General features: G+C 67.4%; 26 protein-coding genes. 22 read left to right on the forward strand and 4 right to left on the reverse strand.

The window, feature by feature from the left end; translation table 11 throughout:
* Positions 1-13 precede the first annotated feature (13 nt).
* From ACP7AB_RS10150 to ACP7AB_RS10195, 10 genes are all read left to right on the forward strand, one after another.
* On the forward strand, positions 14-706 hold the full coding sequence (locus ACP7AB_RS10150) for a TonB family protein (protein ID WP_425990973.1): 693 nt from the start codon (positions 14-16) through the stop codon (positions 704-706).
* 71 nt (positions 707-777) lie between these two features.
* Positions 778-3237 (forward strand): zinc-dependent metalloprotease, encoded by a 2460-nt coding sequence (locus ACP7AB_RS10155; RefSeq protein ID WP_425990971.1) that lies wholly within the window; start codon positions 778-780, stop codon positions 3235-3237.
* Positions 3238-3304: 67 nt separating this feature from the next.
* Positions 3305-4060, forward strand: coding sequence for a hypothetical protein (locus ACP7AB_RS10160; RefSeq protein WP_425990969.1), 756 nt, complete (start codon positions 3305-3307; stop codon positions 4058-4060).
* Positions 4061-4159: 99 nt separating this feature from the next.
* Positions 4160-4528, forward strand: coding sequence for a 30S ribosomal protein S13 (rpsM, locus tag ACP7AB_RS10165; protein ID WP_425991014.1), 369 nt, complete (start codon positions 4160-4162; stop codon positions 4526-4528).
* Between the two features lie 9 nt (positions 4529-4537).
* Positions 4538-4927, forward strand: coding sequence for a 30S ribosomal protein S11 (gene rpsK / locus ACP7AB_RS10170; RefSeq protein ID WP_013268944.1), 390 nt, complete (start codon positions 4538-4540; stop codon positions 4925-4927).
* 94 nt (positions 4928-5021) lie between these two features.
* Positions 5022-6041 (forward strand): DNA-directed RNA polymerase subunit alpha, encoded by a 1020-nt coding sequence (locus ACP7AB_RS10175; RefSeq protein WP_425990967.1) that lies wholly within the window; start codon positions 5022-5024, stop codon positions 6039-6041.
* A gap of 105 nt (positions 6042-6146) precedes the next feature.
* The gene (rplQ, locus tag ACP7AB_RS10180; RefSeq protein WP_303695910.1) at positions 6147-6566 is read left to right on the forward strand and encodes a 50S ribosomal protein L17; all 420 of its coding nucleotides are present in this window, start codon (positions 6147-6149) and stop codon (positions 6564-6566) included.
* A gap of 203 nt (positions 6567-6769) precedes the next feature.
* Positions 6770-7243 (forward strand): GNAT family N-acetyltransferase, encoded by a 474-nt coding sequence (locus ACP7AB_RS10185; protein ID WP_425990965.1) that lies wholly within the window; start codon positions 6770-6772, stop codon positions 7241-7243.
* Positions 7240-7890, forward strand: a complete 651-nt coding sequence (locus ACP7AB_RS10190) for a glutathione S-transferase family protein (protein WP_425990963.1) — start codon at positions 7240-7242, stop codon at positions 7888-7890. Before ACP7AB_RS10185 ends, ACP7AB_RS10190 begins: the two co-directional genes overlap by 4 nt.
* 186 nt (positions 7891-8076) lie before the next feature.
* A complete protein-coding gene (locus ACP7AB_RS10195; protein WP_425990962.1) occupies positions 8077-8994 on the forward strand; it encodes a LysR substrate-binding domain-containing protein in 918 nt (305 codons plus the stop codon).
* On the opposite strand, the gene ACP7AB_RS10200 is transcribed toward ACP7AB_RS10195, so the two are convergent.
* Positions 8966-9829 carry a hypothetical protein gene (locus ACP7AB_RS10200; protein ID WP_425990961.1) on the reverse strand — a complete coding sequence of 288 codons (864 nt, stop codon included), beginning with the start codon at positions 9827-9829 and terminating at the stop codon, positions 8966-8968. The two genes, ACP7AB_RS10195 and ACP7AB_RS10200, sit on opposite strands and share 29 nt — an antisense overlap.
* A complete protein-coding gene (locus ACP7AB_RS10205) occupies positions 9819-10760 on the reverse strand; it encodes an ABC transporter ATP-binding protein (protein WP_425990959.1) in 942 nt (313 codons plus the stop codon). The genes ACP7AB_RS10200 and ACP7AB_RS10205 overlap by 11 nt, the downstream gene beginning before the upstream one ends.
* A gap of 226 nt (positions 10761-10986) precedes the next feature.
* Between ACP7AB_RS10205 and ACP7AB_RS10210 the strand changes: the two genes are divergently transcribed.
* The 3 genes from ACP7AB_RS10210 (at position 10987) to ACP7AB_RS10220 (ending at position 14929) form a co-directional block, all read left to right on the forward strand.
* Positions 10987-12192, forward strand: coding sequence for a saccharopine dehydrogenase C-terminal domain-containing protein (locus ACP7AB_RS10210; RefSeq protein WP_425990958.1), 1206 nt, complete (start codon positions 10987-10989; stop codon positions 12190-12192).
* Between the two features lie 3 nt (positions 12193-12195).
* The gene (locus ACP7AB_RS10215; RefSeq protein WP_425990956.1) at positions 12196-13389 is read left to right on the forward strand and encodes a carboxynorspermidine decarboxylase; all 1194 of its coding nucleotides are present in this window, start codon (positions 12196-12198) and stop codon (positions 13387-13389) included.
* A gap of 151 nt (positions 13390-13540) precedes the next feature.
* Positions 13541-14929 carry a Do family serine endopeptidase gene (locus ACP7AB_RS10220; protein ID WP_425991013.1) on the forward strand — a complete coding sequence of 463 codons (1389 nt, stop codon included), beginning with the start codon at positions 13541-13543 and terminating at the stop codon, positions 14927-14929.
* A 36-nt stretch (positions 14930-14965) separates the two neighbouring features.
* On the opposite strand, the gene ACP7AB_RS10225 is transcribed toward ACP7AB_RS10220, so the two are convergent.
* Complete coding sequence (locus ACP7AB_RS10225; RefSeq protein ID WP_425990955.1) at positions 14966-15382, reverse strand: VOC family protein; 417 nt, start codon at positions 15380-15382, stop codon at positions 14966-14968.
* A gap of 70 nt (positions 15383-15452) precedes the next feature.
* Between ACP7AB_RS10225 and ACP7AB_RS10230 the strand changes: the two genes are divergently transcribed.
* The 5 genes from ACP7AB_RS10230 to ACP7AB_RS10250 all read left to right on the forward strand — a co-directional run bounded on the left by ACP7AB_RS10230 (position 15453) and on the right by ACP7AB_RS10250 (position 19634).
* Positions 15453-16760, forward strand: coding sequence for a replication-associated recombination protein A (locus ACP7AB_RS10230; protein ID WP_425990953.1), 1308 nt, complete (start codon positions 15453-15455; stop codon positions 16758-16760).
* A gap of 268 nt (positions 16761-17028) precedes the next feature.
* Entirely contained in the window at positions 17029-17469 is a 441-nt protein-coding gene (locus tag ACP7AB_RS10235; protein WP_425990951.1) for a hypothetical protein, read from the forward strand.
* Positions 17466-17909, forward strand: a complete 444-nt coding sequence (locus ACP7AB_RS10240; RefSeq protein ID WP_425990949.1) for a hypothetical protein — start codon at positions 17466-17468, stop codon at positions 17907-17909. Before ACP7AB_RS10235 ends, ACP7AB_RS10240 begins: the two co-directional genes overlap by 4 nt.
* 9 nt (positions 17910-17918) lie before the next feature.
* Positions 17919-18650 carry an RluA family pseudouridine synthase gene (locus ACP7AB_RS10245; protein WP_425990947.1) on the forward strand — a complete coding sequence of 244 codons (732 nt, stop codon included), beginning with the start codon at positions 17919-17921 and terminating at the stop codon, positions 18648-18650.
* A gap of 483 nt (positions 18651-19133) precedes the next feature.
* Complete coding sequence (locus ACP7AB_RS10250) at positions 19134-19634, forward strand: CC0125/CC1285 family lipoprotein (RefSeq protein WP_425990945.1); 501 nt, start codon at positions 19134-19136, stop codon at positions 19632-19634.
* Here the strand turns inward: ACP7AB_RS10250 and ACP7AB_RS10255 are convergent.
* On the reverse strand, positions 19618-20784 hold the full coding sequence (locus ACP7AB_RS10255) for a hypothetical protein (RefSeq protein WP_425990943.1): 1167 nt from the start codon (positions 20782-20784) through the stop codon (positions 19618-19620). The two genes, ACP7AB_RS10250 and ACP7AB_RS10255, sit on opposite strands and share 17 nt — an antisense overlap.
* A 173-nt stretch (positions 20785-20957) precedes the next feature.
* Between ACP7AB_RS10255 and crcB the strand changes: the two genes are divergently transcribed.
* From crcB to ACP7AB_RS10275, 4 genes are read left to right on the forward strand one after another with little or no spacing between them, the layout of a single operon-like run.
* The gene (crcB, locus tag ACP7AB_RS10260) at positions 20958-21353 is read left to right on the forward strand and encodes a fluoride efflux transporter CrcB (RefSeq protein WP_425990941.1); all 396 of its coding nucleotides are present in this window, start codon (positions 20958-20960) and stop codon (positions 21351-21353) included.
* On the forward strand, positions 21350-22402 hold the full coding sequence (locus tag ACP7AB_RS10265; RefSeq protein WP_425990939.1) for an RluA family pseudouridine synthase: 1053 nt from the start codon (positions 21350-21352) through the stop codon (positions 22400-22402). Before crcB ends, ACP7AB_RS10265 begins: the two co-directional genes overlap by 4 nt.
* Positions 22399-23073 carry an HAD-IA family hydrolase gene (locus ACP7AB_RS10270; protein ID WP_303695888.1) on the forward strand — a complete coding sequence of 225 codons (675 nt, stop codon included), beginning with the start codon at positions 22399-22401 and terminating at the stop codon, positions 23071-23073. Before ACP7AB_RS10265 ends, ACP7AB_RS10270 begins: the two co-directional genes overlap by 4 nt.
* A complete protein-coding gene (locus ACP7AB_RS10275) occupies positions 23070-23834 on the forward strand; it encodes an ATP12 family chaperone protein (RefSeq protein WP_425990937.1) in 765 nt (254 codons plus the stop codon). Before ACP7AB_RS10270 ends, ACP7AB_RS10275 begins: the two co-directional genes overlap by 4 nt.
* Positions 23835-23858: the final 24 nt, after the last annotated feature.

Below are 23858 nucleotides of genomic sequence, written 5' to 3' on the forward strand. Positions count from 1 at the left end.
GCGAGCCCGCCGTGTGGCCCGGGCCGGCGCCGTGGCGCTGGTCGTCCTCGTCCATGCCGGCCTGTTCGCGGCGGTCGGCATGGGACAGGTTGAGTCGATCGATGTGCCAGTGCGCACGCCGATCGATGTCGAGCTGTTCCGCCCCCTCACACCTCCGCCGCCTCCGCCGCCCGCGCTTGTCGAGGTCGCTCCCGGTGGCGGCGCGCCTGCAGCGCCGTCCCGGGTCCATGTCACGCCCAAGCCTCCCGAGGTTCCGCCCGAACTGCCCGTCGCCCCGCCGACGCCCGCGCCCGCGCCCGCGCTGGTCGTCGGAGCCTCGCCGACCGCCAGTCTGAACTCAGGCCTCGGTCAGGGCGGGCAGGGGACCGGGACGGGATCAGGAACGGGCGAAGGAGACGGGCCGGGCTCGGGCTCGGGGCCGATCATCCTGCGTGGTGCCTCGAATGGTGAGATCCTGGCCTTCGTGCCGCCCGAAGCCCGGCGACAGCGGCGGTCGGGTCGGAGCGCGGTCAACTGTGTGATCCGCGCTGACACCCGTCTCGAGGGCTGCCGGGTCGTCGATGAATCTCCCGGCGGCTTCGGCTTCGGTGAGGCCGCCGTCCGGATCGCCGAGACCCATTTCCGCTTCCGCCCGCCGACGACGGCGTCGGGACGGCCGGTGGACGGGTTCCGCGTGACGGTCACGGTCAACTTCGGGCGGCAGTAGAGCCCCGGCGGTTTGACAGCCGCTCGGCAATCACCCCCAGATGCGGCGCAGATTTTGCGTTGGGGGCGACCATGACTTTCAGGTTCGGCGGGACGGCGACGGCGATCGCCCTGGTATTGGCCATGGGCGGCATGGCTCCTGCGGTCGCGATCGCCCAAACCACTCCCGTCAGCTATGCCCAGAGTGTCGAGGGCCTGACGCGGCAGGACGGTCTCCTGACCCTGTTCACCGATGCGGCGTCGGGCAAGCTCCTGTTGCAAATGCCCGCGCCCGGAGCGGACGGGACCCTGGCGCGCGTTATCCATCACACGGCGCTGCGAACCGGCGTCGGTTCGGCCGTCACCGGGCTGGACCGGGCCCAGATCGGCCCGACCAACATCCTGGTCTTCCGCCGTATCGGCAAACGCGTTGTTGCCGAGTTCGAGAACCCCCGCTATCGCGCGCCGGCGGGCTCGGCCGAGGAACAGGCGGCGGCGCGCGACGCCTTCGTCGGCTCGACCATCTGGGCGGGGGACGTGGTCGCCACGGCGCCCGACGGTTCCGTCCTTGTCGACATCTCCGGTTTCGTGACCCGCGACGCCCACGGCATCGTCCAGGGGCTGGCGGGGCAGGGGACGCTGCGTCCCGTCGCCGACCTGACGATGGTTGATGCGTCTCAGGCGAAGTCCTTCCCCGACAATGTCGAGCTGGAGGCGCGGCTGACCTTCTCCGTCGATGGCCCCGGCCCGGTGCTGCGCCAGATCGCGCCGGATGCCCGGCTGGCGACCTTCACCGTGCGCCACAGTTTCATCCGCCTGCCTGACGCTGGCTATGCGCCGCGCCCCTATGATCCGCGCACCGGTGCGATCAGCACCATCGTGACCGACTTCTCCGCGCCGCTGGACGAGCCGATTGTCAGCCGCCTCGCCAACCGCTTCCGGCTGGTGAAGACCGATCCGTCTGCGGCCCGCTCGACCGTGGTCGAGCCCATCGTCTTCTACGTCGACCGCGCCGCGCCCGAGCCGATCCGCTCGGCCCTGGTCGAGGGGGCCATGTGGTGGGCCAACGCCTTCGACCGCGCCGGCTATATCGACGCCTTCCGCGTCGAGGTCCTGCCCGAGGGCGCCGATCCGCTCGACGCCCGCTACAACGTCATCAACTGGGTCAACCGCGCGACGCGCAGCTGGTCCTACGGCCAGAGCGTCGTCGATCCGCGCACGGGCGAGATCGTCAAGGGCAGCGTCCTTCTGGGTTCGCTCCGCATCCGCCAGGACATGCTGATCTTCGAAGGTCTGGTCGGGGCCGACCAGACCGGCACGGGCGGGCCGAACGATCCGCAGGCCGTGGCCCTGGCCCGGATCCGCCAGCTGTCGGCGCACGAGGTGGGCCACGCCATCGGCCTGCTGCATAATTTCGCCGCCTCGACCCAGGATCGAGCCTCGGTGATGGACTATCCGGTTCCCCAGGTCGCGGTGAACGGCGACCATCTCGACTTCACGGAGGCCTATGCGGTCGGCATGGGCGGCTGGGACCGGTTCGCCATCGACTGGCTCTACGCCGATGTCAGTCAGGCAGAACTGGACCGCCGGGCCGCAGCGGGGGCGGCGACCTGGCGTTTCGTGTCCGATCCGGACGCCCGTATCGGCGGAGACGCCCAGGCCTGGGGCAGTTTGTGGGACAACGGCGCCGACCCCGTCGCCGAACTGGATCACCTGATGCAGGTTCGCCGCGTCGCCCTGGATCATTTCGGACTGGACAACCTGCCCGCCGGCTCGGCCGTCAATGACCTGAGGCGGCGGTTGGTGCCGATCTATCTGTATCACCGCTACCAGGTCGACGCGGTGGCCAAGCTGGTGGCGGGCGTGGACTATGCCTACCCCGTCGTCGGCGACGGGCATGAGGCGGCGACGGCGGTTCCGGCCGCGGCCCAGCGCGCGGCCCTGGCGGGCCTGATCAAGACCCTGTCGCCCGCTGAACTCGACCTGCCTGACTCGCTTCTGGCCCTGCTGGCCGCCCAGCAGTCGGGCGAGAGCGACCCGCAGCACGACATCGAGGTCTTCGCCTCGCGCCAGGGCCGGACCTTCGACGCTGGCAGCGCGGCGGAGGCGGCGGCGGACGTGACCCTTCAGGCCCTGTTCGCGCCCCAACGCGTCGAGCGGCTGACAGACATGGGGCGCCGCGATCCGGCCGCCCTGGGTCTGGCCGAGACGATCGACAGCCTGACCACGGCCGTGTTCGCGCCCGCTCCCGGCCGCCTTGGCGAACCCGCGCGCCGTGTACAGGCCCGCACGGCCCTGACCCTGGCCGGTCTGCTGCGGTCCAGTGCGGTGTCGGCGACCTCGGCCGCCGTGGTCTCTGACCGGCTGGAGACGCTGGCCGGGCGGCTGGCGGCCTCCCGCGCCACTGATCCGGTGCAGCGGGCGCACGACCGCTGGCTTGGCGCCCTGCTGCAGGATCGCGAACGTCTGGATCAACTGCTGGAGGCAAACCGGGTCGAGACGCCCACGCCGCCGGGCAGCCCGATCGGCGCGGAGGCCTGCTGGCACTGCTGACCGGGACTTGACCGTCTCGCCGCCGAGATCCAGCATCCGGCGTTCTCGGAATTTAGGGACGGGCGCGATGAACGGCGGCGCGGCGGTCAACGGGGCGGTCACTGTCGAGCGTCGCAGGCGGGTCGCCATCGGCGCCGCCGTGACGGCCGCTCATGTCGCTGTTCTGATCTGGCTGGGCGTCAGCGTGGTTCCCGTCCTGCCGGAGGTGATGATCCGGGCCTTCGACGTCGTCCTCATGCGACCCGCGACGAAGCCGAACCCCGACTCCGACAGTCCGATCTCCGGAGGCGGCGCGGCCCCCGCCCCCTCGACCGTCCATCTTGCGCCCGAACCCCGTCAGGATGCGGTAGAGCTGACTGCGCCCATCGAACCCGCGCCTCTCCAACCTCTGGTGCTGGGCGTCGCGCGCCTCATCAGCCCGTCGTCATCGGCCGGGCCGGGGACGGGAAGCGGCGACGGCATCGGGGCCGGAGCAGGGCCGGGTGCGGGCGGGAGCAGGGATGCGGTCCTGATCGAGGGACCTGCCGGCGCGGTCATCACCCAGGACGTTCAGTCCGCCGCGTTGGTGCGGGCCGGCCAGTCCCATGTCATTCTACGTTGCCGGATACGTCTAAATCAGCGGCTGACGGGTTGCCGCGTGATAGGGGAGCATCCGCGCCCCTCCGGCTATCGCAGAGCCGCCCTCCTGCGATCGCGCGAGTTCCGTTTTCTGCCACCGCAGGAGGGTGGGCGTCCCGTCGATGGCCGCTGGAAAATCGTCGCCATCGCGTTTCCGGCCGCCCCGGAGGCGGAACCCGTCACGGCGCTGGTTGACGGAAGCTGAATCAGCTGTATAAGGCCGTCTTCCGCGAAAGACGCGCACGCTCCTGGTCTGTTGACCGGAGCGGTTTCTGTGTCTGATCACGCGCATCTGGAGAGCTACGTGGCCCGTATTGCTGGCGTCAACATCCCGACCAACAAGCGCGTGGAAATCGCGCTTCAGTACATTCACGGCATCGGCCCCGCCGCCGCCAAGGACATCGTGGGCAAGGTCGGCATCGAAGCCGCCCGCCGCGTCAACCAACTGACGGACGCCGAAGTCCTGCAGATCCGCGAGACCATTGACAAGGATCATACCGTCGAGGGCGACCTGCGCCGCGAGACGTCGATGAACATCAAGCGTCTGATGGACCTGGCCTGCTACCGCGGCCTGCGTCACCGCAAGGGCCTGCCGGTCCGCGGCCAGCGCACGCACACCAACGCCCGCACCCGCAAGGGTCCCGCCAAGCCGATCGCCGGCAAGAAGAAGTAAGACAGACACATGGCCAAGGAACCGGGTCGCGTAAAGAAGCGCGAGCGCAAGAACATCACCTCGGGCGTCGCCCACGTGAATGCGTCTTTCAACAACACCATGATCACGATCACCGATGCCCAGGGCAACGCGATCTCGTGGTCGTCGGCGGGTCACATGGGCTTCAAGGGTTCGCGCAAGTCGACCCCCTACGCCGCCCAGATGGCCGCCGAAGACGCCGGCAAGAAGGCCCAGGAACACGGCGTCAAGACGCTGGAAGTCAACGTCTCGGGTCCGGGTTCCGGTCGTGAGTCGGCGCTCCGCGCGCTGCAGTCGGTCGGCCTGACCATCACGACCATCCGCGACGTCACGCCGATGCCGCACAACGGTTGCCGTCCGCCCAAGCGCCGCCGCGTCTAAGCGAACACCGCCTACGCCGACCCTATTCTCCGCCGGCCCTGGACGCACCTGACGAGGTAGCGAGGGGCCGGCGAACTCCATTCGAGGGACACCCATGATCGAACGAAACTGGCAAGAACTGATTCGTCCCGAGAAGCCGCAAATCGAACTCGGCTCTGACGCCCAGCGCAAGGCGCGCCTGGTGGCCGAGCCTCTCGAACGCGGTTTCGGCGTGACGCTCGGCAACGCCCTGCGCCGCGTGCTCCTGTCGTCGCTGCAAGGCGCTGCGGTCACCGCGATCCAGATCGACGGCGTCGTGCACGAATTCTCGTCGCTGGAAGGCGTGCGTGAGGACGTCGTCGACATCGTACTGAACATCAAGCAACTGGCGCTGCGCATGCACGCCGAGGGCCCCAAGCGCATGACCCTGCGCGCCACCGGCCCCGGGCCTGTGACCGCCGGTCAGATCGACGTCCCCGCGGACATCGAGGTGCTGAACCCGAACCACGTCATCTGCACGCTCGATGACGGCGCTTCGGTGCGCATGGAACTGACCGTCCAGAACGGTAAGGGCTATGTCGCTTCGGAGTTCAACCGTCCGGAAGACGCCCCGATCGGCCTGATCGCCGTCGACGCCCTGTATTCGCCGGTCAAGCGCGTCGCCTATCGCGTCGAGCCGACCCGTCAGGGTCAGTCGCTGGACTATGACAAGCTGGTGCTGGAAGTCGAAACCAACGGCGCTGTGTCGCCTGTGGACGCCGTGGCCTACGCCTCGCGCATCCTTCAGGACCAGTTGCAGATCTTCATCACCTTCGACGAGCCGAAGAAGGCTGTGGAAGCGACGGACGGCAAGCCCGATCTGCCGTTCAACCCGGCCCTGCTGAAGAAGGTCGACGAACTGGAACTGTCGGTCCGTTCGGCCAACTGCCTGAAGAACGACAACATCGTCTACATCGGCGACCTGATTCAGAAGACCGAGGGCGAAATGCTTCGCACCCCGAACTTCGGCCGCAAGTCGCTGAACGAGATCAAGGAAGTGCTGACCTCCATGGGTCTGTCGCTCGGCATGGATGTGCCGAACTGGCCCCCGGAAAACATCGAAGACCTCGCCAAGAAGTTCGACGACCAAATCTAGTTTCAACCCTCCGCCCGGACCGTTTGTTGGTCATCGGAGCGGTTAGAATAATGCGGTCACGGGTCCGGTAAGACGGAAACCAGGGCCGGAGTAGGAGAGACCCCGATGCGCCACGGCGCCGCCTATCGCAAGCTCGGCCGTACGGCCAGCCACCGGACCGCCATGTTCGCCAACATGGCTGCGTCGCTGATCAAGCACGAGCAGATCACGACCACCCTGCCCAAGGCCAAGGAGCTTCGCCCCTTCGTCGAAAAGCTGGTCACCCTCGGCAAGAAGGGCGACCTGCACGCCCGTCGTCAGGCCATCAGCCACGTCCGTGACGTGACCCAGGTCGGCAAGCTGTTCGAAACGATCGGCCCGCGCTACGCCGAACGCAACGGCGGCTATATCCGCATCATGAAGGCCGGCTATCGCCACGGCGACAACGCCCCGATGGCCGTCATCGAGTTCGTCGATCGCGACGTCGACGCCAAGGGCCTGGACTCCGGTCCGGTCTATGCGATCGAGGGCGACGACGAAGCGTAAGCTTCGACGCCACGGTTGAGCTATTGAAGGGGCGGCCCGAGCGATCGGGCCGCCCTTTTGCTTGCCCCGCCTCCGTGCACCCCGGCGAAGGCCGGAGTCCAGATCACAGATTCAGACGGCTGGGATCGAACACTGGCGCGCTCGTTTCAGCGTCTTCTTTTCCATCTGGACCCCGGCCTTCGCCGGGGTGCACGGTGAGGGACATGAGCACCGCGAACTCCATACAGATCGTCCCCTACCGCCCCGACCACGCCACCGCCTGGATCGCCCTCAACGAAGACTGGATCCTCGCCGGCGGCTATGCCCTGGAGACCAAGGACCGGCTGGTGCTCGATGATCCCGACGGGTCGATCCTGTCGAAGGGCGGCATCATCTTTATCGCCGAGCGGGACGGCGAGGCGATCGGCTGCTGCTCGCTGATGCTCATGCCGGACGGCGGCTACGAGGTCGGCAAGATGGCTGTGGCAGCGGACGCTCAGGGCCTCGGCCTTGGAGGCAGGTTGCTGGAGGCTTGTGAGATCCACGCGCGGAATGCGGGGGCGCCGCGGCTCTATCTCGAAACCAACAGCGCCCAGACGCATGCCATCGCCCTGTATGACCAGTTTGGTTTTGTCGATCTGCCGCCGCAGCCGACGCCCTATGCCCGCTGCAATGTCTGGATGGAGAAGCGCCTGTGAGCCTCGTTCTCTACAGCCACCCGTTCTCGTCCTACTGCCAGAAGGCCATCGTCGCCTTCTATGAGAAGGATCTGCCGTTCGAACAGCGGATGCTGGAAAGCGAGGGGGTGATGGCCGAACTCCGCTCCCTGTGGCCGTTCGGCCAGTTCCCGGTGCTGAAGGACGGCGACCGCCGCTTTGCCGAGGCCTCGATCATCATCGAGCGGCTGGACCAGATCGCCCCCGTAACCCCTTTGATCCCGGCTGATCCCGCCTTGGCGCTGGAGACGCGGTTCATGGACCGGGTGTTCGACAATCACATCCAGTCGAACCAGCAGAGGATCATCTACAATGCCCTGCGGCCCGAGGCTGATCAGGACCCCATCGCCGAGGCCGAGGCGCGGGCGAAACTGGAGACCGCCTACACCTGGCTCGACGCCGTCATGGCCGACCGGACCTGGGCGGCGGGCGAGGTCTTCACCCTGGCCGACTGCGGCGCGGCGCCGGGCCTGCTCTACGCCCACTGGACCCATGCAATTCCGACGGATCACGTCCATCTATGGGCCTATCGCCGTCGCCTGCTGGCGCGGCCGTCCTATGCGCGAGCGCTCGATGAGGCACGGCCATATCGCGACTATTTCCCTCTCGGCGCACCCGACGAAGACTAACCCAGCGCGCAGTAGAGGACGGCGGCCCAGATCGCGACGGCGGCCATGACATAGAGGATTCGGTCCCAGAGGGTCCGGCGCGGCGGGGGCGGGTCTTTGTCGAACTGCAGCATCGATCAGCTTCAATCCGAATTGCCTGCGCGCCGAAATCGATTAAACCGGCGGCAGTCTGTGAGCTGAGATCACATGAAGTCCGCCGCCCTGCCGCCGCTCAACGCCCTTCGCGCCTTCGAGGCCTTCGCCCGCCATGGCGGGATGACGGCCGCGGCGGCCGAGCTCTGCGTCACCCACGGCGCCGTCAGCCGCCAGGTCGCGGCGCTGCAGGACCATCTCGGTGTCGTGCTCGTCGTCGGGCCGCGCCATCGCCTGACTTTGACGCCCGCCGGCGCTGAACTGGCCGCCCGCCTGACCGGCGCCTTCGCGACCATCACCGCCGCCGTCGACGCGGCTCGCCGGGACGACCGGCGCGAGATCGAAATCTCCTGCCTCGGCACCTTCGCGCTGAAATGGCTAATCCCGCGCCTGCCGGGTTTCATGGCCCTGCGTCCCGAAATCCGCGTGAAGGTGTCGGAGTCCTACGCCGCCGTCGACTTCGCCAAGGACCGGATCGACGGCGCGATCCGCATATTCAACCCGGGTCAGGAGGCGAAGCGACAGGAGGCCACGCCCTTTCTACCCCAGTATCAGGGGCCGGTCGGCGCGCCTGACGTGACACCGCCCGGGATGACGATCGAGGCCATGGGGCAGCTGCCGCGCCTGCACGCCTCGACCTTCCGCGAAAGCTGGAGGGTCTGGAGCGACCTGGTCGGGGTGCGGCTGCCGACCACTCACCAGTCGCGGGAGTTTCAGCACAACAACTCGATGATTGAGGCGGCCGTGGCCGGCATGGGTGTGGCCATCGCGCCCTGGGCCTTCGTCGCGCCGGACATCGTAACGGAACGGCTGGTCGCCCCGTTCGGCTTTGCCGAGCGCCCGTCGAAGTTCGTTTTCCTGAGGCCGGAGGGTCGGCCCGACGCCTCGGTCGACGCCTTCCGCGACTGGCTGGTCGCGGAAGGGTCGGTCAGTCCATCGCCGCCTATTCCTTCGACAGGTCCTGCCGGTTGAACCAGGCGACGGCCCCCGCGAGGGGAACGATCGTCCACAGAGCCAGGCTGACAATCGCCTTCAGCATCAGGCCGTCGGGCGCGGGCGGGGCGCCGACGCCGGCGGTCACCATGGCCTTAAGGGCGTCGAAGGCGAGGCCCGGCAGGAGCAGTAGTGATTGCCAGGCCGTCGGCTCCCACTGCAGGATCGCGAGGCCGGGCCCTCCCAGCAGAGTCTGGCCAAAGCCCAGCACCACCGGGACGAACAGCGTGGCCAGCAACGAGCGGGTAAGCACCGCCGTCAGCAGGGCGACCATCGCGTACTGGATGATGCGGATGTAGCCGAGCAGGAGCAGCAGGCTGAAGTCACGCGCATCGCCGCCGTCGAAGCTGAAGGTGATTTCGTGACCGTTGATCAGGGCACCGCTCAGCGAGAAGACCAGGCCCGAGATCAGGAAGACCACCATAGCCGCCAGGGTCAGGACCTTGAAGGCGCCGACCTTGCCGAGGATCAGGTAGAGCCGGCTGTTGCGCGCGCTGATCAGCCGCCACGTCTCCCAGCGGTAGTCGCCCGCATAGAGGGTCGCCGCGCCGATGAGCATGAAGACGAGAACGGCGCCATTCGCGACGATGCCCGCACCCTGCACGAGGTCGTGACCCAGGTTGGTGACGGCGATCGAGGCGGCCACGCCGGGCGCCAGATCACCGGTCACCTCCGCCATCTTCGACTTCGTGATCAGATGGAAGGCCATGCCGCCGATGACGAAGAGCAGCGGGACGAACAGGGCCGACCAGAAGACGGCCATGCGGTTGCGAGACAGGCGATACAACTCGGAGCGGACGGAATCAGCCAGCATGTCCGACCTCCTGAATGATGTTCTCCGGATGCTGCACGGAGCCGGTCTCGGACATGAAGACACTCTCCAGATCGACGCCGATCCAGCGAGCCTCGTCGATGTCGACCCCGGCCTCGATCAGGGCGCGCAGCAGGGCGGGGGTGTCGGCGCGGGGCAGGGTGGCCATGACGGCGTCGCCTTCCAGCACGCCCGACGCGCCAGGCAGGCCGGACACGATCTCCAGTGTCTTCGAGATCGGCGTGACCGACAGACGCAGCCGCTCGCCCGAGGCGGTCAGTTCGCTGACGGCGCCTTCGCGCACGAGCTTGCCCCGGTTCAGGATGGCGACGCGGTCGCAGACCCGCTGGACCTCCAGCAACTGATGGCTGGCCAGGATGACGGTGATCCCGTCGCGTTCGGCCAGCGACCGGATCAGGGCGCGCATCTCCTGGATGCCGGGCGGATCCATGCCGCTGGTCGGCTCATCCAGAATGACTAGCTCGGGATCGGTGATCAGGGCGCCGGCGACGCCGAGTCGCTGCATCATGCCGACGGAAAAGCCGCGCACCTTGCGGTCGGCAGCCTCGGTCAGGCCGACGCGCTCCAGCCAGCCGGAGACGCGCGCCGCGTCAGGCGTCAGCCCGTGGGCGGCCGACAGCCAGACCAGCACCTGGCGCGCAGTCATGAAGGGCGGGAAGCGCGGGGTCTCGATCATCGAGCCCATCCGCCGCGACGCCGCGACGTCGCCGATGCGCCCGCCCATCACCGAGGCCTCGCCGTCAGACGGCCGGATCAGGCCCAGCAGGATGCGAAACAGGGTCGACTTGCCGGCGCCGTTCGGCCCCAGCACGCCATAGACCCCGCCGCGCGGAATGGAGAGGCTGAGCCCGTCCAGCGCACGGACTGCGCCGTAGGTCTTGGTCAGGTTCCGGGTTTCGATCACTGCGGTCATGCCCGACCATCGCCCGGCCAATCGCGCTCGGCAAGCGTGTGCAGGATTAAGCTTCTGACAGGATCGGCGGGTCGCGTCCTGTCCCTCGGGCGATCGAAATAAGGGCGCCTGGCAACGCAAAACACGGGCCGGGACGGTTACGGGAAGGCCCATCCTCGTATAGGACCCCAACCCAACGCGTCGATGTGACGGGTTTCAGGCGGTGCAGACTTCAGGAGTGCATGAGATGAGCAGGGTTCTCGTAATCGGGGCGGGGGGCGTAGGCTCGGTCGCCGTCCACAAGATGGCGATGAACGCCGACATCTTCTCACACATCACATTGGCCTCGCGGACGAAGTCCAAATGCGACGCCATCGCCGCCTCGGTGAAGGAACGCACCGGCGTCGTCATCGACACGGCGGCCATCGACGCCGACGATGTCGCCGCGACCACGGCCCTGATCAAGGCTGTGAAGCCCGCGCTCGTCGTCAATCTGGCCCTCCCGTACCAGGACCTGAACATCATGGATGCGTGCCTCGCGGCGGGGGTCCACTACATGGACACCGCCAACTACGAGCCGCGCGAGGAAGCGAAGTTCGAATACAGGTGGCAGTGGGCCTATCAGGACCGCTTCAGGGAGGCCGGTCTGATGGCTCTTCTGGGTTCGGGTTTCGATCCCGGCGTGACCTCGGTGTTCACCACGTACACGAAGAAGCATCTGCTGGATTCGATCGAGACGCTCGACATCCTCGACTGCAACGGCGGCGATACCGGCCTGCCGTTCGCGACCAATTTCAATCCCGAGATCAACCTGCGCGAAGTGACCGCCCCGTCGCGTCACTGGGAGAACGGCCAGTGGATCGAGGGCCCGGCCCTGACCCGCAAACAGGTGTTCGACTTCGACCAGGTGGGCGAAAAGAACATGTACCTCATGTACCATGAGGAGCTGGAGTCGCTGGCGAAATTCTATCCGGAAATCAGCCGCATCCGCTTCTGGATGACGTTCGGAGACTCCTATCTGAAACACCTCGAGGTGCTCGAGAACATCGGCATGACCTCGATCGAGCCAATGATGTTCCAGGGCCGCGAGATCATCCCGATCGAGTTCCTGAAGGCGCTCCTGCCCGAACCGTCCTCGTTGGGGCCGCTGACCAAGGGCAAGACCAACATCGGCACCATCGCTACCGGCCTGAAGGACGGTGTGCAGAAGACGGTCTACGTCAACAATATCTGCGACCACGAAGAAGCCTACGCCGAGACCGGCAACCAGGCTGTCAGCTACACCACTGGCGTGCCGGCCATGATCGGCGCCGCCATGATCCTGACCGGCCAGTGGAAGGGTGCAGGGGTGTTCAACATCGAGCAGCTGGATCCTGATCCCTTCATGGATATGCTGAACAAGCACGGCCTGCCCTGGAAGGTGCAGGACCTGGACGCCCCGCTGGCGTTCTGATCGATGCACACTCCTTCCGACGCCATGGAAACCAGGGCGGGGGGCCCCGGCGCCTTCGCCCGTTTCGACCTGAACCGCGTGCCGTCACCCGCCTTCGTCGTCGACGAGGCGGCGATCCTTCGCAACCTCGCCCTCCTCAAGGACGTGGGCGCGCGTGGAAACGCGCGCGTGCTGCTGGCGCTGAAGGCCTTCTCCATGTGGTCGCTGGCGGATGTCGTCGGGGACTACCTCGACGGCGTCTGCGCCTCCGGCCTGTGGGAGGCGCGACTGGCCCGGGAGTTCTATCGCGGCCACCTGAGCACCTATTCCCCCGCCTACAAGGCCGGGGAACTGCCCGAGATCCTGCGCCTGTCCGACTCGGTGATCTTCAACACCCCGACCCAGATCGCGCGCTTCGCCGACCTGATCGCCGAGGCTCGCGCGGCCGGCGAGACCTTCGACATCGGCCTGCGCCTCAACCCCGAACACTCCGAGGCCGAGGTCGCCAAATACGACCCCTGCCAGTTCGGCTCGCGGCTGGGATTCCCCGTGTCGCAGCTCAGGCCCGAACATCTGCAGGGCGTTGACGGCCTGCACCTCCACGCCCTGTGCGAGCAGGGGTTCGAACCGCTGCAACGCATCTGGGCGTCGCTGGAGCCGAAGATCGAGGGCGCCCTGGCCTCGCTGAAATGGCTGAACCTCGGCGGCGGCCACCACGTCACCCGCGCCGACTATGACCGCGAGGGCCTGAGCGCATTGCTGTGCGGCATCGGCGAACGCCACGGCATCGAGGTCTATATCGAGCCCGGCGAGGCCATCGCCCTCGACGCCGGCATTCTGGTCGGCGAAGTCCTCGACACGTTCGAAAACAGCCTGCCGGTCGCGATCACCGACATCTCGGCCACCTGCCACATGCCGGACGTCATCGAGGCCCCCTACCGCCCGGCGATGCTGGGGGAGGCTGACGAGGGCGTCACCTTCCGCCTCGGCGGCCCGTCCTGTCTCGCCGGAGACATCATCGGCGACTACCGCTTCGCCGCGCGGCCGACGCCGGGGACGCGCATCGCCTTCCTCGACCAGGCCCACTATTCGATGGTCAAGACCACCACCTTCAACGGCGTGCCGCTACCGGCCATTGCCCTCTGGAACTCGGAGACGGACGCGCTTCGACTGGTCCGCCAGTTCGACTACCCGGACTTCCGCGATCGTCTGTCCTGAGCGGCTGTTCCCTGTCGACCCTGCAGCCCGGTGCGGGGCGAGGGGAAGGTCGAAGGCGCGGACGCCGCCGCCCCGCCTTGATCGAATGCCTTGATCCGGCCCGAAAGCGGGACAGATATAGCGGCCTGACATGGCTCACTTCTGGACGGCAATGAAGACCTCGACGATCGCCCTCATGGCCTGCCTGACACTGGCCGCCTGCGGCAACGCCAACTCCACCAGGGCCCAGGACGGCGTCTTCGCCGAACCGACCGGCCGTCAGACGCCGACCGACTCGACGTCGATGAAGCAGAGCTTCGCCCCCGTGGTGCGCGAGGCGGCGCCCGCCGTGGTCAACATCTCCGCCCGGTCGATCCAGCGGGTGCAGGCCGATCCCTTCTTCCAGTTCTTCGGCGGCGGCATCCCCCAGCAGCGGGTGGCCGAGTCCGCAGGGTCCGGCGTCATCATCCGCTCCGACGGGATCGTGGTGACCAACAACCACGTCATCCAGGGCGCGACCCAGATCCGCGTCGTCCTCAACGACCGCCGCGAATATCCGGCCGAGGTCATCCTCGCCGACGAACGCTCCGATATCGCCGTGCTCCAGCTTCAGGGCGTCACCGAACAGCTTCCCGTCCTCGCCATCGACGACCGCGAGGAACAGGAGGTCGGCGACCTGGTCCTGGCCATCGGCAATCCGTTCGGCGTCGGCCAGACGGTGACCAACGGCATCATCTCGGCCCTCAACCGGACCGAGACCGGCATCTCGGATTCGGGCTCCTTCATCCAGACCGACGCCGCCATCAATCCGGGCAACTCCGGCGGGCCGCTGGTCGACATGGACGGCGACGTCATCGGTATCAACACGGCGATCTTCTCCCGCTCGGGCTCATCCTCCGGCGTCGGCTTCGCGGTCCCGGCCTCGATGGTGCGGCGGGTGGTCGACTCGGCCCTGGGCGGCGAGACGGCCGTCGTGCGCCCCTGGCTGGGCGTGAAGGGCGACACGGTCTCGTCCGACATCGCCCGTTCGCTCGGCATGGCGCGGCCGCAAGGGCTGATCGTCACCGACGTTTACGACGGCGGCCCGGGCGCGCGCGCGGGTCTGCGCGAAGGCGACGTCATCACCGCTCTGGACGGGGCCGAGGTGCACGACCAGGCCGGTCTGAACTTCCGCGTCGGAACCCGCAGCCCGAACGAGACGGTGGCGGTCGCCGTGCTGCGTGATGGTCGGGCGCAGACGATCAACGCCCGCGTCCTGCCCCTTCCGGGGGAAGCTCAGCGCGCACTGTCGGTCGCCATCGCCCAGGGGCCGCTCGTGGGCCTGCGCGTCTCGGCCGTCAGTCCGGCCGAGGCTGACGCCCTCGCCAACGATCCCTTCGCCGCCATCCCGGTCGTGACCGGGGTATCGGGCCGCGCCGCCAACTGGGGCCTGCGCGAAGGCGATCTGATCGTGGCAATCAACAACCGCCCGGCCTCGGTCGCTCTGTTGCGCGGCCTCACCGGTCGGGCCCAACTCACCATTCAGCGTGACGGCCGTCAGCTTCGCGGCGTCGTGGGGTAGGCCAGCAGTTTCTGACGTCGCGCAGCGGTCGCGGCGTCAGCGCTTGATCGGCGATCCGATCGACCAGCAGTGGCCGAACGGATCCTTCAGCTGGCCGTGGCGGTCGCCCCAGAACTGGTCGGCGAGCGGGTGGATCGGCACGCAGCCGGCGGTGATCGCCCGCGCCCACCATTCGTCCGCGTCGTCGACCTGGAGGTGCAGGGTGACGCCCTTGGGCACGACATCGGCGTCCATGCCGTACTCGGGGAACTCGTCGGACAGCATGACGCTGCAGCCATTGATGCGCAGGTGGGAGTGGACCAGCCGTTCGCCGTCCTCGGCCAGCATGCGCCGCACCTCGACGGCTCCAAAGGCTCGGGAATAGAGTTCGACCGCCGCCTGGCCGCCCCGCGAGGCGATGCTGAGATAGGGGGTCACTCCGGTCAATGGCGGAGGGGCGTCGACCTGTTCCATGTCATCTCCTCGGTTTGAAGCCATTGTAACGCGTGAAATCGCCCGTGCGAACGCCTACATCTGACCGTCCATGACCGATCTGTTCGAAGCCTCCGGCATCCATCCCCCCGACGCGCCGCTGGCCGATCGTCTGCGTCCGGCCACGCTCGACGAGGTGGTCGGCCAGGATCATCTGCTGGGCGAGGGCGGGCCGATCCGGCGCATGGTCGAGGCCGGGCGGCTGGGCTCGATGATCCTGTGGGGCCCGCCTGGCACCGGCAAGACCACCATCGCCCGCCTGCTGGCCAGGGCCGCCGGCTACCAGTACCAGCAGATCTCGGCCGTCTTCTCCGGCGTCGCCGATCTGAAGAAAGCGTTCGAACAGGCCCGCGTCCGTCGCGCCGCCGGTCAGTCGACCTTGCTGTTCGTCGACGAGATCCACCGCTTCAACCGCGCCCAGCAGGACGGCTTTCTGCCGTTCGTGGAGGAGGGGGTCGTCACCCTTGTCGGGGCCACGACCGAGAACCCGTCGTTCGAGCTGAACGGGGCTCTTCTCTCGCGCAGCCAGGTCTTCGTGCTGAAACGGCTCGACGAAGCGGCGCTCGATCAATTGTTGACGCGGGCCGAGGCGCAGGAGGGTCAGGCCCTGCCTCTGACGCCGGAGGCGCGTCACGCCCTGACCGCCCTGGCCGATGGCGACGGCCGCTATCTGCTGACCATGGCGGAGACCCTGTTCGCCCTGCCGGCCGAGCCGGTGCTGGACGTCCAGGCCCTGGCGGGAACCCTGCAACGCCGCGCCCCCGCCTACGACAAGAGTCGAGAAGAACACTACAACCTCATATCGGCGCTCCATAAATCCGTGCGAGGCTCGGACCCGGACGCGGCCCTCTATTGGCTGGCGCGGATGCTGAACGGCGGCGAGGATCCCCTCTATCTGGCGCGCCGGATCGTGCGGATGGCGGTCGAGGACATCGGCGAGGCCGACCCCCTGTCCATCATGGTCGCCAACGCGGCCAAGGATACCTACGACTTCCTCGGCAGTCCCGAGGGCGAACTGGCCCTGGCCCAGGCGGTGGTCCACCTCGCGACCGCGCCCAAGTCCGTCGCCGTCTACGAAGCCTTCAAGGCGGCGAAGAAGGCGGCCGCCGAGACGGGCTCCCTGATGCCGCCGGCCCATATCCGCAACGCCCCGACCAGGCTGATGAAACAGCTCGGCTACGGCAAGGGCTACCAGTATGACCCGAGCACGGAGGAAGGCTTCTCCGGCGCGAACTTCTTCCCCGACGAGATGGAGCGGCGGACCTTCTATTCGCCCAGGGGCGAGGGCCACGAGGAGAAGATCAAGGCGCGGCTGGAACGCTGGGCGCAGATGCGGGCGGAGATGCAGTCGAAGGAATAGCCCTCTCGTTCGTCATCCTCCGGCAAGCCGCTCTTGCGGCGCAGACCGGGGGACGCAGCGGCGCGCGAGAGCGCGAACCTGTCGCGGACATCGCTGCTTCCCTCGCCACGGCTGAACAGATCGCCTTCGGCGCCGCTGGGTCCCCCGGTCTGCGCTTCGCTCCGCCGGAGGATGACGAAAGGAAAGGGGTGCTGAGTGATCACCGTTCATTGTCGAACGCGAATCGCCGTCCTAGCTTCGCCGTTCAAGCGATCCTTGGGAGGGGACGATGGCTGACGGAACGAAGACGCCCTGGCACGTGTGGCTGGTCGGGGGGCTGAGCCTGCTGTGGAATGCGTTCGGCGGCTACGACTTCATCATGACCAACACCCAGGGCGAGACCTATATGCGCGCCTCGGGCATGACCCAGCCCATGATCGACTATTTCAACGCCATGCCGACCTGGATGTATGTACCGTGGACCTTGGGCGTCTGGGGCGCGATCGCCGGGTCGATCCTTTTGCTGCTGCGTATGAAATGGGCGGTCCACGCCTTCGCCTTGTCGGTCATCGGCGCGGTCACCAGCCTGATCTTCGGTCTGATGAACCCCATGCCCGGCCTGCCGCCTGAAATGGCCGTCATGGCCTGGATGCCCTGGGTCATCGCCGTCATCGCCGCCCTTCTGCTCTGGTATGCCTGGACGATGCGCAAGAAGGGCGTGCTGTCGTGAGCGGCCTGGGGCAGACCATCAAGACGCCCTGGCACCTCTGGGTCGTCGGCGTCGTGGCGCTGCTGTGGAACAGCTTCGGCTGCGTCGACTACACCATGACCCAGACACAGGGGGACGCATGGCTGACCAGTATGGGCATGACCGAGGCGGCGATAGCCTATTTCCACGAGATGCCGGCGTGGACGCACGCGGTCTGGGCCATCGGCGTCTGGGGCGGGTTGCTGGGCGGGCTTCTGCTGCTGCTGCGCCGCAAATGGGCGACCCACGTTTTCGTCGTTTCCTTCGTCGGCTGGGCAGCGGGCGCGGTCTATGCCTTCGGCCTGTCGAACGGGCTGGAGACCATGGGATCCATGTGGCCGATGCAGATCGTGATCGGCGCGGCCTGCGTCTTCTTCATCTGGTACGCTTGGACCATGGGCAAGCGGGGCGTTCTCCGCTAACCGGCGGGGGTGTCCGATCGCACCCCCGTCACCCTGTCGCCTGAAGAGATCGCCGCCGTTCGGTCGTGGGTCATCCACGAGGACGCCTCGACGATCGCCTTCTCCAAGCCCGCCGGTCTCTCCAGCCAGGGCGGCCGCATCCAGGCGCACACGCTGGACGACCTGCTGTGGGCCTTCGCCCGCTCGAACGGCAAGCGGCCGGACCTCGTGCATCGGCTGGACCGCGATACGTCCGGCGTCATCCTCGCCGCCAAGACCAAGCCCGCCGCAGGCTTCCTCGGTAAGGCGATCCAGGCGCACAGGTTGACCAAGACCTATCTGGCGCTGGTCTCCACCGCGCCGGAACCGGCCAGCGGTGACATCAACGTGCCGCTCGTCCGTGAGGAGATCGGCCGCGAGAGCTATATGCGCGTCGCCGCCTTCGACGCGAAAGGCGCGCAGGGCTCGCGCAGCAAATACCGCACCCTGTCGTCCAGCGAGGACGGCGCCCTGGTCGAGCTCCAGCCCTTCACTGGCCGCATGCACCAGTTGCGCGTCCACATGGCCCATATCGGAAGACCTTTGGTCGGGGACGTCCGCTACGGCGGCGCTCTGACGGCTGCGGGCCGAGGCGCGCCCCGGCTGATGCTGCACGCCGTGTCGCTGAGGTTCCCGCACCCGGACGGCGGCGAGCGCACCGTGACCGCCGAACCGCCCGAGGATTTCAAGGCGCTGGCGGAGGCCATGGGGCTGACTGTCTAACTTCACTTCTCCCCTTGCGGGTCGATGAAGGATCGCATGCGATCCGAGGAGGGGTGGCCGAGCGAAGCGAGGTCGGATGAGGGGTCATGCTGACGTTTGAAATCAGCCTCGCCAACCCTCACTCCAGCCATCGGCGTGACCCCTCATCCGTCAGCCTTCGGCTGCCACCTTCTCCCGCAGGGGGAGAAGGAAGACAGGCGATACCCATCAACGGATCGTCCGAATCCGCCTTTGAAATCAAGGCTCGGCCTTAACGAGAGGTCTTTTTCCCATCACACCCTGAAACGCCCCCATACTGATCCGTCTCGTGAGGACAGGATCACCATGGGCGAACGCTTCGGACGCATCGAACGCTTCGGACGGAATTCTCGGGTTCGGGCCAGCCGGACTCAATGGACTATCTGTACTGAATTCTCCAGAGTCGGGTTCATCGGGAACGGCTCGCCCACCCGCTGCGCTTACTCGTAGGAAAGGACTACGCCCATGATCCGCACCCTCGTCATCGCCACGGCCGCTTTGTCGCTCGCCGCCTGCGCCAGCCTCGCCCCTTATGGAGCCCAGCGGGGCCCGAACGGGCAGGGCTATTCGGAACAGCGGATCGAGAGCGACCGCTACCGCGTCACCTACAACGGCGTCGGCGCGCCCGGACCCGTCGCGGACATGGCCCTGCTGCGGGCTGCCGATCTGACCGTCGAGCAGGGCTATGACTGGTTCGAGGTGACCCAGCGCTATATCGACGGGCGGCCGGACAGCGCTGGCGGCTTCCGTCCCAACGTCTCGGTCGGCTACGGCGGGAGCTCGGGCCGCTACGGCGGTCACCGCTACTCGTCTTCCGGCGTGGGCGTCGGCGTGGGCCTGAACTTTGAAGGGCCGTCGGCGACCTCGACCGTTCTGGAAATCCGCCTGGGCCGAGGCGCTCGCCCCGATCGGGGCGAGGCCTATGAGGCGCGGGAGGTGCGTGACTCGCTCAGCGGCCGCGAGTGAGGGCCCGGTATTCGACGAGGCGTTCCTTGTCGCGGCGCACCTGGTCGCCGATCGTGTTGTCGACGTCCAGCGAGGCGTAGCGGACCCATCCCTCGACCCCCAGCTTGTCCTTCACCGCCGCAGTCGGGGTCCGCCAGTTGAAGTAGGACAGCCAGGACACCAGCAGCCCCATTCCCAGCGCGACCAGCTGCAGGATCCGGAAGCCCGCTTCATTCGCTGCCGGAGCAGGCCAGAAGGCGAAGACGGCCAGCCAGACCAGCAGGACGAAAGGCGTCGTCATCCGCGCAACCCAGCGCATCCAGTAGCGTTCGCGGCGCACGCGCCACAGTTCCATCTGTGCAAATTTCTCAAGATATTCCATGCGTGCCGCGATCCACATCACCAATCGCGTGAGGAACAAGGCGCGCTGGCCCCAGCCCTTGCCGTCCATCTGGAACTGGGTCTCGGCCTGATCTGACAGGGCCCGGGCGTTGGTGAACAGGTTCTGCAGCTCGCGCGTCCGCTGAACCACCTCGCGCGACAGTTCGTAGGAATCGTTCTCCAGCCGGAACCTGTACTGGACGAACAGGATCGAGGAGACGCCGAAGAAGATGCCGACCGTTATCAGCATGCCCAGAACCGCCAGGCCCAGACCCTGGGGCTGGCCCCCGGTCCAGTCTGAGAAGATCCCGGGGCCCAGGACCGCCAAGGCCGCGAAGGCGATCAGGGAGAGGCCCTGGGTCAGACGTTTGGTGATCACATGCACGCGCAAGGCATTAAAAACGCGACGGCCATAGCCGTGGATACGGCCCCGGATATCCTCGTCGGCGGGGAAGCGTTCCTCGATCTGACGTGTGAACAGGACGTGGAACCGGTCCGGCTTGTTCTCGGTCTCCCAGAACGGGAAGATATCGAGCGCCTGGTTGAAATACTGGTCGATATTGGCCGAGATGATCCGGATCGCCTCCGGATCCAGGGTGAAATAATCGCTTTCCTGGATCGGACGCAGGATGCCTTCCTGGGCCGTGATCGGCTCGGGCGCCGGGGCAGGCGCGGCCGCCGGAATCGGGCGGTCGGGAATATCGGCCGCGCCCGGCGGCGGCGCCGATGGCGACACCGGGATCGTCAGGCCGGGACCCGGCTCTGGGGTATGATGATCGTCATGCGACATGGCGGACGGTGTAACCCTTGCGACCTTGACCCGGCACTATGGCAGAACCCGTCGCCGGACCGACCGGGTTCTCTTCCAACGCGAAGCTTGGGTATCGCCGTTAACCCTGTAACGCGGCAAGTGAAGTTTCGGTCAGGTGACGCAGGGGTGTGGGAAGGTATAAGGCCCCGATCATGACAAGACTTCTGCTCGTCGCCATCGGCGGGGCCCTGGGCTCCATGGCGCGCTATGGCGTGGGACTGGGCGCCGCTCGCCTGTTTCCCACCTCGTCCTGGCCCTGGGGCACGCTGACGGTCAATGTCGTAGGCGGCCTCGTCATGGGCCTGCTGGTCGGCTGGCTGGGGCTGAGGGCCGGCTCCGGGCAGGAGACGCTGCGCGTCTTCGCGGCGGTCGGCGTGCTGGGCGGCTTCACCACCTTCTCGGCATTCTCGCTGGAGACCGTCCTGCTGGTCGAGCGGCGGGAGTATGGGCTAGCGGGCGCCTATGTCCTGCTGTCGGTGGTGCTGGCCATCGCGGCCCTGATGGCCGGGGTGATGATGGCGCGACGCGTATTTGGAGCGGCATTGTGAGCTACGACCCCAAGGAAGACGCAGCCGAGGCCCCGGCGCCCAAGGGCCCGGTCGGCGCCCGCGAGGCCCAGATCCTCTATGTCGCCGAGGCCGAGGACGGAATCCGGCTGGACCGCTGGTTCCGCCGGCGCTGGCCGCACCTGTCGAATATCCAGGTGCAAAAGATGGCGCGCGGCGGCCAGATCCGCGTCGACGGCGCCCGCATCAAGCCCGAAGGCCGCCTGACCGCAGGGGCCGCCGTTCGCGTGCCGCCGATTCCCGAACCGATCGTCCGTGCGCCCGGCGAGCATATGGCCCTGACGCCCGCAGAGATCGCCTTTGCCAGGTCGATGGTGATCTATGAGGACGACCTGGTTATCGCCCTGAACAAGCCTTGGGGCCTGGCCGTGCAGGGCGGGACCAAGACGACGCGGCACGTCGACCGACTGCTGTCGGCCTGGGGCGAAGGAATGGACCGTCCGCGTCTGGTTCATCGGCTCGACCGCGATACATCCGGCGTCCTGCTGCTCGGCAAGGGACCGGAGGCGGCGAAGCGGCTGGCGGGGGCGTTCGCGCGACGTCAGGCCAAGAAGACCTACTGGGCCATCGTCATGGGCCTGCCCAAGCCGAACGCGGGCCAGATCGACATGCATCTGAAGAAGTCGGGCATCAACGACTACGAGATCATGCGCCCGGCCGATCCGAAGGAGAACGGGGCGGAGCCGGCCGAGACCGCCTTTGCTCTGATCAGCCATGCGGGCCAGAGAGCGTCGTGGATGGCTTTGCGGCCGTTCACCGGGCGAACGCACCAATTGCGTGCGCACCTGAAGGCAATCGGTCATCCCATTCTGGGTGATCCGAAATACGGCGACGAGAAATCGACCGAACTGAGCGGCCCGCTGAAGCTGCAACTGCATGCACGACGGATCGAGCTGGACCATCCGTCGGGCGGAAAACTGATCGTCGAGGCGCCGATCAGCGCCGAACTGCGCGCCGGCTTCCAGCATTTTGGCTTCGACGAGGGCGAGGCGGACTACGATCCGTTCGAAGGCGTGAAGCGTCAGCGATGAGCCGTCCGCTCGCAGTCTTCGACATCGACGGGACGCTGGTCGATAGCCGCGCTTCGATCCTTCAGGCCGCGACGGATGCGGCGCGGGAGCTCGGGCTGCCCGATCCCGAATACGACAGGGTCCGTCAGATCGTGGGGCTGTCGCTGCCGCATGCGCTGGCGGTGCTCGAGCCAGGCCTGACGCCGTTGGAGTTGGAGCGGTTCACTGCCGCCTTCCGCGCCAGCTTTGGCCGGATGTTCGATGCGGGTCACGAGGAGCCGCTGTATCCCGGCGCGTTGGAGACCCTGCGTCGACTGCACAAGGACGGCTGGCGGCTGTCGCTGGCGACAGGCCAGAACCGGCGCGGCGTGGCGCGGAACCTGGCCCGAGCCGGGTGGGCGGAGCTGTTTGTGTCATCGCACTGCGCCGAGGATGGTCCGGGCAAGCCAGATCCGGCCATGCTGCACGCCGCCATGACCGCCGCGTCGGCCCAGCCCGCATCGACGGTCATGATCGGCGACACGGCCCACGACATCTCGATGGCGGTGGCGGCGGGGGTCATGCCTCAGGGCGTGGCCTGGGGCTTCCATACGCCGCAGGAACAGACCGCCGCCGGCGCCGCTCACGTGGCCAAGGACTTCGACGATCTGGAAGCCGCCCTCGACCGTTTCGCCGCACGAGCTTTCGCATGAGCCATATCCCGCCGCTGGACCCGATGGTCGCTGCCAGGAAGGGCTTTCGCGAGTCCGAAGAGCGGCTGAAGCGCTTCTGGAAGGAAGCATCCGTCGCCGCCGGGGACGCAGGCGGCTGGATCGTACTGCTGGACGGCCGCGCGCCCAAGACGCCGGCGCACAACCGCTTCCTGTTGCCGACCGAGGCCGCCGCCCGGATGGTCGCCGACGAATGGGCGGCCCAGGGGGAGTTCCTCGATCCCGGGACCATGCCGGCGACGCGGATCGCGGCCACGGCCATCGACCGGGTGGCGGTGACGCGCGAGCCGGTGGCCGAGGAGATCGCCGCCTACGTCGGGTCGGACCTGCTCTGCTATCTCGCCGAACACCCGACTCCGCTGGTCGCGGAACAGACCCGCGAGTGGACACCGTGGCGGGGGTGGGCCGAGCGGGAACTGGGCGTCGTCGTTGTGGCGACGCAGGGCATCATCCACCGTGCGCAGCCGCCGGAGAGCATCGCCCGGGTGCGCGACCTGGCCCTCGAACTGGACGACTTCGGCCTGACGGCCCTGGCCATGGCCGTGCCCCTGTTGGGCAGCGCGCTCCTCGGCCTGGCCGTACAGCGCGGCGCGCTGGGCGGGGATGCTGCGTTCGAACTGAGCCGGCTCGACGAAGCCTTCCAGGAGCGTCAGTGGGGCGTGGACGCCGAGGCCGAAGAGCGGACCGCCGCGCGTCGCGCCGAGGCCGTCCTGATCGACCGCTGGTTCCGGGCTCTGGACTGAGCCGCACCGGGCCGGAAGCGGCTA

Source organism: Brevundimonas sp. TWP3-1-2b1, from assembly GCF_049896165.1.
GTDB classification, from domain to species: domain Bacteria; phylum Pseudomonadota; class Alphaproteobacteria; order Caulobacterales; family Caulobacteraceae; genus Brevundimonas; species Brevundimonas subvibrioides_B.